Raw genomic sequence first — 8,908 nt, forward strand, 5'->3', positions numbered from 1 at the left:
CTTATGTCCCAGCCTCTTTATTACATGACATCATTTAGAGAATTCATCTTTTACTTTTTGCAAGAGCTCTTCTTTTGTTAGCAAATCATATCCTGTTAATGCCATTGTCTTTGCCCCAAGAATAAGCGCTTCTTGTCCCTGTGGACTGAGAGCCGCTTCTCTAAATTCATGCGTATGACAGACAAAATACTCGTTACATATTTTAATATATGGATGAATTGATGGCACCACTTGGCTAACATTTCCCATATCTAATGAACCGTGATCACCTTGGTCCTCAAAAATTTCTTCAGCTGGCACGCCTAGCAGCTGTAGATTTTGTGTATAAGCTGTTGATAAAACTTCATTTGTCACCATATCATCATATGAAAATTCATAGTTTGAAATTTCAAGTCGTGCTCCTGTGGATAAAGCTGCACCTTGTGCACAAGCTTTTACTTGCTCTGTTACCGCATTAACATACTTTCGGTTAGATGCTCGCACATAGAACTGCGCTGTCGCATAGTCAGGTACAATATTAGCAGCTTTGCCTCCTTCAGGGATAACACCATGGATTCTGACATCTGGTTTCACATGCTGACGAAGAGCATTGATCCCGTTAAATGTTTGAATAACTGCATCTAACGCATTAATTCCTTCATGAGGTGCTGCTGCTGCGTGTGCTGATTTCCCAAAAAATTCGAATTGAATAGCGTCCATCGCCAGTGATCTACCGCTCTTTTGGTGGCAATAATATGGATGAACCATCATGGCTGCGTCTAGATGGTTAAAAACACCCGCTTCTGCCATCGTTACTTTACCACCCGTTGTTTCTTCTGCAGGCGTCCCGTATACGTATACTTTACCGCCTGTCTCACTCAAAACTTTGCTCAATCCAATCGCTGCTGCAATGGCCATTGTGCCAATTAAGTTATGGCCACAAGCATGCCCTAGCCCCGGTAGCGCATCGTACTCTGCCATAAAGCCAATCGAAGGACCTGGCTTATGACTATCATACACAGCCGTAAAAGCAGTAGCTAAATCACACGTCCCTATTTCCACCTCAAAATTATGCTTAGCTAACTCATTTGTAAGCGCTGTACAAGCTTTTACTTCTTCATGGCCAAGCTCTGGGTTGTTTCCAATATATTGACTAATATCATAAAACGTTTGCTGCAGCTCATCGATGGTTGAAATAATTGTTTCTTTCATAACGTATTCCTCTTTCCTTTAGCTTCATTAATACACACTATTATACATGTCATTCTAATGAAAAAAGCTCACTTTTTCAAAGATTGAAAAAGTGAGCTTGAAATTATGAAACTTGATTTTCATCTTTTTTATATTCTGTTTCCCAGTAGTCTGCGTTTTTAATACCTAGCTTCACTGGATCAAATACCGGATCTAACCCTTGCTTTTTCTGAGCTTCATAGTCTTTTAACGCCACAAGCGCTGGTTTTGCCAAAATCAAAATAGCTATTAAGTTCAGCCATACCATGATTCCTAGACCTGCGTCGCCAAGAGCCCAAGCAATATCGGCTGTTTTAACTGCTCCGTAGAATGTTGCACCTAACAACACAAGCTTTAATACAAACATAGCCCACTTACCGTTTTTGCCTCTTGTTAAATATGCAATGTTTGTTTCAGCGATATAGTAATACGCCATAATCGTTGTAAATGCGAAGAAGAAGAGCGCAATCGCTACAAACCCAGCTCCAAATCCAGGAATAAAGGAATCAATTGCTGCCTGCGTATATCCAGGACCTGCTTCTACACCTTCTAAATTTGAAACGATAAATGCGCCATCCGGTGATTGTGTGTTATACATCCCCGTAAATAAAATCATAAACGCTGTTGCTGAACAAACTAGTAATGTATCGATATAAACAGAAAATGCTTGAACAAGACCTTGTTTCACTGGGTGAGATACCTCTGCTGCAGCTGCCGCGTGAGGGCCTGTTCCTTGCCCTGCTTCGTTGGAATAAATCCCACGCTTAACTCCCCATGAAACAGCCAAACCAACAATCCCACCAAAAGCTGATTCTAACGCAAAAGCACTCTTAAAAATTAAGGCAAAAACCGCGGGTAATTCAGTAATATTAATTGCAATAATAACTAAAGAAAGTGCGATATAAGCCAAAGCCATAAATGGCACGATAATTTGAGCTACTCCTGCGATACGCTTAACCCCACCAAAGATGATTCCAGCTAATAAAATAATTAAGCCGATAGCTGTTACTGTTGGGCTAACGTTAAATGCATTGTCTAAACCTGCTGCGATAGAGTTAGATTGCACTCCTGGCATCAAAATGCTCATAGCTACCAGTGCTGCAATCGCAAAAATAACACCATACCATTTCATTCCAGTTCCTTTTTCAATATAGTAAGCCGGGCCTCCTCGATATTGGCCATCTTGCTTTACCTTATAGATTTGTGCCAGTGTTGATTCGACAAACGCACTTGAAGCACCAATGAAAGCTACTGCCCACATCCAGAACACCGCGCCCGGTCCACCGAACGTAATGGCCGTTGCTACCCCTGCAATGTTACCTGTACCTACGCGCCCAGATAATGCTAATGCAAGCGCTTGGAAAGATGATACCCCTGCTTTTGAACTCTTTCCTTGAAACATGAGCTTAACCATTTCTTTTAGATGCCTAACCTGTAAAAAGCGAGTGAGAATGGAAAACAAAAGCCCAATCGCAAGACAGCTATAGATAACCGGTGTACTCCATAGTACGTTATTTAAGCTTGCAACAAACTGCTCCAATAAAAATCCCCCTTATAACTTACTAATTTTCTGTTTTTTTAAAATTATAAGTTATATTGTTTGTTTTAACAATATAACTTTGATTATTTATTTTAAATTTAGTTATTTCGCACAAAAATAACTAGTTTTTATAGATTTTATAACTATCTTTCATAAAAAGAAAGCGGTATCATTTTTTTGTAACCTTACGCATATTTTTATTTTCTTGCCAATTCTCTAAAGGAAACAAGCACCAAAATCTCATTTTTTCATAGTTTGAGATAAAAACGTTTGTTAGAGAAAGTGGGCTTAAATATGAAGATTGAACCTTTGTTTTATCGACCGCTTGCTTTGGACCTTCTTTATATGTGCGTACTGAGCTATCAACAGTATCAGCAAGCAGGCACGTTCGAGGTTCCAAAAGGGTATCAATTCATTAAAGCATTTCAAGCATCTGTCCTGGGGAAAAAAGAGTGGTTTGGGTTTATTCTAGAATCCGATAATGCCATAGTAATTGCATTTCGAGGAACTCAATCGGAAGCGAATTGGATTGCGGATGCTCAAATTCACCAGCGTCCTTACCCTTATACACAAAATGCTGGACTTGTTCATGAAGGATTTTTAAACATTTATGAATCATGTCGCGATGAGCTGCTGGCCACGTACACTACCTTACCTGCCAAGCCTCTTTATATTACGGGACATAGCCTTGGAGCTGCCCTCGCTACGCTACATGCTCTTGATGTTGCAACCAACACAAATTTCCCAAGCGTCACCATGTATAACTACGCATCACCACGGGTGGGAGATTCAAACTTTGTTCGTACGTATACAAGCTTAGTACCGCAGAGCCGATCGTTTATTAATACAACAGATGTCGTACCAAAACTTCCTCCTAAGGTATTTTATAACCCGTATACAAAAGAAACAATGTACTATGCAGATGACCCTTTAAAACTGTTATTTACGATTCAAGGTGGAAGCACGGTAGAAAACCATAGTCCTAAAACCTATAGCGTGGGTATCTGGACGATGTCTGACTATCCCATTATTTCTCCAAATTAAAAAGAAACTGTTTCTTTTCTGCTGGCTTGTTCTCTCCATTTTGCAACTGGTGCCAAACGCGAGCCACAATCATTTCTTCCATTAGGTAGAGATGTTCCAACACTTGCATAATAATCCATTTGTCATCTGATATCTTTTGATTCAACTCTTCATACGACAAATCTGAAACGGCTTCTAATACCTCTTCACGAAAAGCTTGATTTGTATTCATAACATCACTCCTTTGTGTTCTTTTTTATCGTACCAAATATTATTTTGTTCGAAAAATAGTATCCTTTCCCATAAAAAGATTTAAAAAAACACCAAAACACTATTGACTTCCACGATGATATTGCGTAAAATTATACTTCTAACTTCAAAAAGAAGTAACTTGAGAGGATGTATTGTAAAATGCAAGGTAAAAATACTGGCATTCTACACATGTTTTTAAAAACAACTTACTCACACTGGATCGGCTTCGGAGCCGTAAGGATGCAAGAGAGGTAGGGCTTGCGTCGTTTAGGTTAAACGATCGTGTGGAATTGATGAACCGCGGCAATGGATAAATCCATATGAGCAGACACAATCAATGCTAATTGTGTCCAAAACAGCAGAGAAAATTTAAATCCTTATTAGTATGGGTTTAATCATAATATGAATTTGTTTTTACACTTGCAGAGAGGCAAGTTACTTAATATGAAAGCTAAAAAAGCGAGCAGGGATTTCCTTGCTCGCTTTTTTCATTTTACTAAATAGTTTCCAGTCTGTAATAGAAAACACATACCCCAACGAGATATGTGTTTTCACTTACTTCTTATTGCTCTGCCAAAACGTCTGCGAATGCTTTTGCATAAGGCGGTAAATCTGGTGGACGACGGCTTGAGATAATGTGGCCATCAACCACAACGGCTTCGTCATGCCAGATAGCGCCAGCATTCTCCATGTCATCTTTAATACCAGGTGTACTTGTGACGTTACGGCCATTTAAAATCTTCGCTGAGATCAGTACCCAGCCGGCGTGGCAAATTTGGCCAATTGGCTTTTTGTGCTCGTCCATATATTGAACCATTTCAATAACTTCTGGATAGCGACGCAGTTTATCTGGCGCCCATCCTCCTGGCACTAAAATAGCATCATAATCGCTTGCTTTCACATCGGAAAACGCATAGTCTGATACAGCGGGCACTCCGTATTTTCCTTTATACGTTTCCTTAGCCTTTTCACCAACTAAATGCACCTCAGCTCCTTCTTCACGAAGTCGCATGACAGGATACCATAACTCTAAATCTTCAAAGTCTTCGCTTACAAGCGCAATTACTTTTTTATTTTCTAAACGCATCTCGACACCTCCACTTTTCAGTATAGCATGTTCCGATTCCCCCTTGAAAATGTAAGCTTTTAGTGTGAAAGTGTACCCGACGTAGAATCAAATGAATAAATATATAATTAAATTAATTATCATTCATTAATATTATATATAAATCAACCTTTATTTGAAAATCTATTACTATTTCATTAAAAACAGCTTGCGGCTTCTTTTCATGCTATAATGTACGCAATTACAAACTGTTTTTGAGGAGGTTTACCGTGAGCAAAGGAAAGATTTTAATAATTGAAGACGAAAAGAAAATTGCAAGGCTTATTCAACTTGAGCTGGAATACGAGGGATACGAAACTGCTACTGCTCATACTGGCACAGAAGGGCTATCGCTATTTCAGAGTCAACAATTTGATTTACTCATTCTTGACGTCATGCTTCCAGGGTTAAGTGGTCTTGAAGTATTGAGAAGAATTCGATCTACCAATCAGCTTACACCAGTGATTTTGTTAACAGCTCGCGATTCACTTCCTGATAAAATTAGCGGACTTGATTTAGGGGCAAACGATTATATGACGAAGCCATTTGAAATTGAAGAGCTACTTGCCCGCATTCGCGTTTGGCTTCGCAACCAGTCTACTGCTATTGAAGAAAACCCACTCCTTCAAATTGGCGACTTAACCGTTGATGAAAAAACGCGGATAGTCACAAGAGAAAAAAATACAATTGAACTGACACCAAGAGAATTTGATTTGCTTATTTACTTATTAAAGAATCAAAATCAAGTTCTTAGTCGGGAACAACTTCTGACAAATGTGTGGGGATTTGATTACTACGGAGATACAAACGTAGTAGATGTATACATTCGCTATCTTCGCAAAAAGCTTGATGCACCTTATTCAACTCCTTACCTTCATACTGTACGTGGCGTTGGCTACATGTTAAAGGAATAAATGAGATGAAGCTAAAAACGAAAATTACGTTATTTACAACGCTCCTTCTTATCTTGCTGCTTCTCGTAACCAATAGCTCAATCTACTTTATCTTTAAAAAAACCATGACAGACAATGCCATAGAACGCTTGGATAGTCAAGTTGATGATATTGCAGAGGGCTTTAACAGAAGTGGCTCAACCGCTGTTGAACCACGAAACTTATTCAATGCTTACGTCCCTTTAAACGGGATGATTCGCATTATTGATGAAAATAACAAATCGTTGCTAACAACCTTAAAGGATGAGCTATCGCTTCGCAGTTTAAATGCAACCTACCGAACAAATGAACACACCGATGTTACACAGGAATCAGGCGCCATTTATGCAAGTGCATCAATGCCTATTATTTGGACAAACGATAATGTTGTGAGCCTGGAACTTACCGAACGATTAGTGGATGTTGAGCAGTCTTTAGGGATTTTACGCATTATTCTAATTGTGGCTTCTTTTATTATTTTAGTTCCAACCGTTATTGGTGGTCGCTTTTTAAGCAAGGTGGTTTTACAGCCAATTCAATCACTCATTTATACAATGGAAGATATTCAAACCTCACGTACCTTTAAACGAATTACAACGAAGTCATCCTCTAAAGATGAGCTTGACCAAATGGCTAATACGTTTAACAACATGATGGATTTACTTGAAGAAAACTATAAAAAACAGGAACAGTTCGTATCTGATGCTTCCCATGAGCTAAAAACACCGCTTACAGTCATTGAAAGCTATGCGAATATGCTAAAGCGCTGGGGAATGAAGCGACCTGACATACTGGAAGAAGCGGTTGAATCCATTCACTCAGAGTCAATTCGGATGAAGACTTTAACAGAGCAAATGCTTGTCTTAGCAAAAGATGACTCCCAGTTGGACTTACATATACAGCCAACTGATATTAACACCCTATGTATTGAAACGGGTCGCAGTCTGCAGCAAGCATTCCAGCGAACAATTCATGTAAAGCCTTCACCGCATCCAATTCAAGTTAGTAGCGATGAGCAAAAGCTTAAGCAGCTTCTTTATATTTTACTAGATAATGCGATTAAATATAGCGAGGAATCAATAGAGTTAACCGTATCCACCTCAGCAGAGAACATGTGTCTTATTACAATTACAGACCAGGGAATCGGTATTCCAAAAGAGGATTTGGCTCACGTTTATGAGCGCTTTTTCCGCGTAGATAAAGCAAGAAACCGCGAGACTGGTGGCTCTGGATTAGGTCTGGCCATTGCAGCAAAAATTATTAAAGCACATCAAGGTACTATTCATATCGATAGTGAAGAAGGTAAAGGAACCATCGTACAATTTCACTTGCCAATCTATTTCTCATGAAATTTTAATCTTCTTTTAACTTCATTATCATAAACCAATGAGATAATCAGTTGGAGGTGATACTATGAAACGAACATTTATTATGGTTTTAAGCGCGCTGGCTGTAGCCATCGGAATTTGGTATTGGGTAACAGCTTTAAACAATACAAATGCTTCTTCTTTATCAGAAAGCGACATACAAAGCCTCGTTAAGCAAAAATATGAAGGTCAGATTGAGCGAATTAAAAAAGTAGACAATCAGTTTCACGTACAGCTTACCAATCAAAACAATACGTACGAAATCATGGTTGATGGAGTTTCAGGTGACATTGTCGATTTTTCAAAAGTGAGTGAATCAACAAACCAAGAGAAATCTCCTCCACAGCTCACTGAGGAGCAAGCAAAAAAGAAAGCTCTTGAACGTGTACAAGGTACTGTTGAAAACGTAAAAGAAAGCAATGAACACTACGATATAACAATTAAAAGTGATGATGGCACTCATATTGTGAAAGTCAGCCGCCCAGATGGTTCAATCGAAAATATCTCTAATCCCCCAAAAAATGAACAGTTAACTACTCTTATCAGCAAAGAAGGAGCAAAAAAAATTGCGTTAGAAAAAGTAAAGGGCACCATTTCATCTGTTGAACTAGAAGATGATGACGACCAGCTTTTATACGAAGTGGAGATTGATCAAAGCCCAGATGAAGAAGCAACTGTACTCATCGATGCGTATTCAGGTGAAATCATATCAATCCAATTTGAGACCGATGATGATTAAAAGCTTATCCTGCTACTTTTGTAGCGTGGATAAGCTTATTTCTATGAATTATGAGAGCATTCTCTCAAAAACTATCCAATTTCTCATCAAATTCTAATCTTTCTCTCCTTTTCTTTTAATCTTCGCTGGATATGATAAGCATGTAAACAAAACAAGGAGGTTATTGATTATGAAACTTGCGACGACGTTATTAACGGGAACTTTAATTTTAGGTGGATTAGGTGCTGGTGCTTACGCTATGACAGATAAACAGCCTTTACAATCTGTATCAGCGAACTCAACAACCATTTCAGAAGAGCAAGCAAAAGAAATTGCGTTAGAACAAACAAATGGTGGAAACATCACAAAGATGAGCGTGGATACAGATGATAGAACGAAAAAGTATGAATTTGATATTGTAAACGGTGAATTTGAATACGATGTGGACATTGATTTCAACTCTGGAAAAGTAGTGGAGTTTGATCAAGAACGCTTAGATAGTGACGATGACGATGACCGTGATGATGGGATAAGTATTGAAGAAGCTAAACTTTCATTAGAGGAAGCAAAAAAATTAGCATTAAAAGAGCAAGCTGGAACGATTGTTGAAACAGAGTTAGACCGCGACGATAATCAGCTGCGCTATGAGATTGAAATTCACACTGACGATAATCATGAAGTCAACGTTGATATTGATGCGATGAACGGAAATGTATTGAATGTTGAGTGGGATGACTAATCCCCTTTTATATAGAAGAGTTT

Annotated in this window: 9 protein-coding genes; 5 read left to right on the forward strand and 4 right to left on the reverse strand. The window is 38.7% G+C overall.

Annotated features, from left to right (window positions below; genetic code table 11):
- Positions 1–30: 30 nt before the first annotated feature.
- Both BFL01S_RS17290 and BFL01S_RS17295 read right to left on the reverse strand, forming a co-directional pair.
- Positions 31–1,191, reverse strand: a complete 1,161-nt coding sequence (locus tag BFL01S_RS17290; protein ID WP_061786455.1) for a M20 family metallopeptidase — start codon at positions 1,189–1,191, stop codon at positions 31–33.
- Positions 1,192–1,294: 103 nt separating this feature from the next.
- On the reverse strand, positions 1,295–2,749 hold the full coding sequence (locus BFL01S_RS17295) for an alanine/glycine:cation symporter family protein (RefSeq protein ID WP_061786456.1): 1,455 nt from the start codon (positions 2,747–2,749) through the stop codon (positions 1,295–1,297).
- A 294-nt stretch (positions 2,750–3,043) separates the two neighbouring features.
- Between BFL01S_RS17295 and BFL01S_RS17300 the strand changes: the two genes are divergently transcribed.
- On the forward strand, positions 3,044–3,793 hold the full coding sequence (locus BFL01S_RS17300) for a lipase family protein (protein WP_061786457.1): 750 nt from the start codon (positions 3,044–3,046) through the stop codon (positions 3,791–3,793).
- Here BFL01S_RS17300 and BFL01S_RS17305 read toward each other — a convergent pair.
- Both BFL01S_RS17305 and BFL01S_RS17310 read right to left on the reverse strand, forming a co-directional pair.
- Positions 3,777–4,004, reverse strand: coding sequence for a DinB family protein (locus tag BFL01S_RS17305; protein ID WP_061786458.1), 228 nt, complete (start codon positions 4,002–4,004; stop codon positions 3,777–3,779). The two genes, BFL01S_RS17300 and BFL01S_RS17305, sit on opposite strands and share 17 nt — an antisense overlap.
- A gap of 582 nt (positions 4,005–4,586) precedes the next feature.
- Positions 4,587–5,111: a type 1 glutamine amidotransferase domain-containing protein gene (locus BFL01S_RS17310; protein WP_061786459.1), complete on the reverse strand. Its 525-nt coding sequence runs from the start codon at positions 5,109–5,111 to the stop codon at positions 4,587–4,589.
- A gap of 248 nt (positions 5,112–5,359) precedes the next feature.
- Between BFL01S_RS17310 and BFL01S_RS17315 the strand changes: the two genes are divergently transcribed.
- The 4 genes from BFL01S_RS17315 to BFL01S_RS17330 all read left to right on the forward strand — a co-directional run bounded on the left by BFL01S_RS17315 (position 5,360) and on the right by BFL01S_RS17330 (position 8,885).
- On the forward strand, positions 5,360–6,043 hold the full coding sequence (locus BFL01S_RS17315) for a response regulator transcription factor (RefSeq protein ID WP_061786460.1): 684 nt from the start codon (positions 5,360–5,362) through the stop codon (positions 6,041–6,043).
- Positions 6,044–6,048: 5 nt separating this feature from the next.
- A complete protein-coding gene (locus tag BFL01S_RS17320) occupies positions 6,049–7,410 on the forward strand; it encodes a sensor histidine kinase (protein ID WP_061786461.1) in 1,362 nt (453 codons plus the stop codon).
- A 64-nt stretch (positions 7,411–7,474) separates the two neighbouring features.
- Positions 7,475–8,167 (forward strand): PepSY domain-containing protein, encoded by a 693-nt coding sequence (locus BFL01S_RS17325; RefSeq protein WP_025907590.1) that lies wholly within the window; start codon positions 7,475–7,477, stop codon positions 8,165–8,167.
- Between the two features lie 169 nt (positions 8,168–8,336).
- Positions 8,337–8,885, forward strand: a complete 549-nt coding sequence (locus tag BFL01S_RS17330; RefSeq protein WP_025907592.1) for a PepSY domain-containing protein — start codon at positions 8,337–8,339, stop codon at positions 8,883–8,885.
- Positions 8,886–8,908: the final 23 nt, after the last annotated feature.

The sequence above is a fragment of the Priestia flexa NBRC 15715 genome, assembly GCF_001591565.1.
Classification (GTDB): domain Bacteria; phylum Bacillota; class Bacilli; order Bacillales; family Bacillaceae_H; genus Priestia; species Priestia flexa.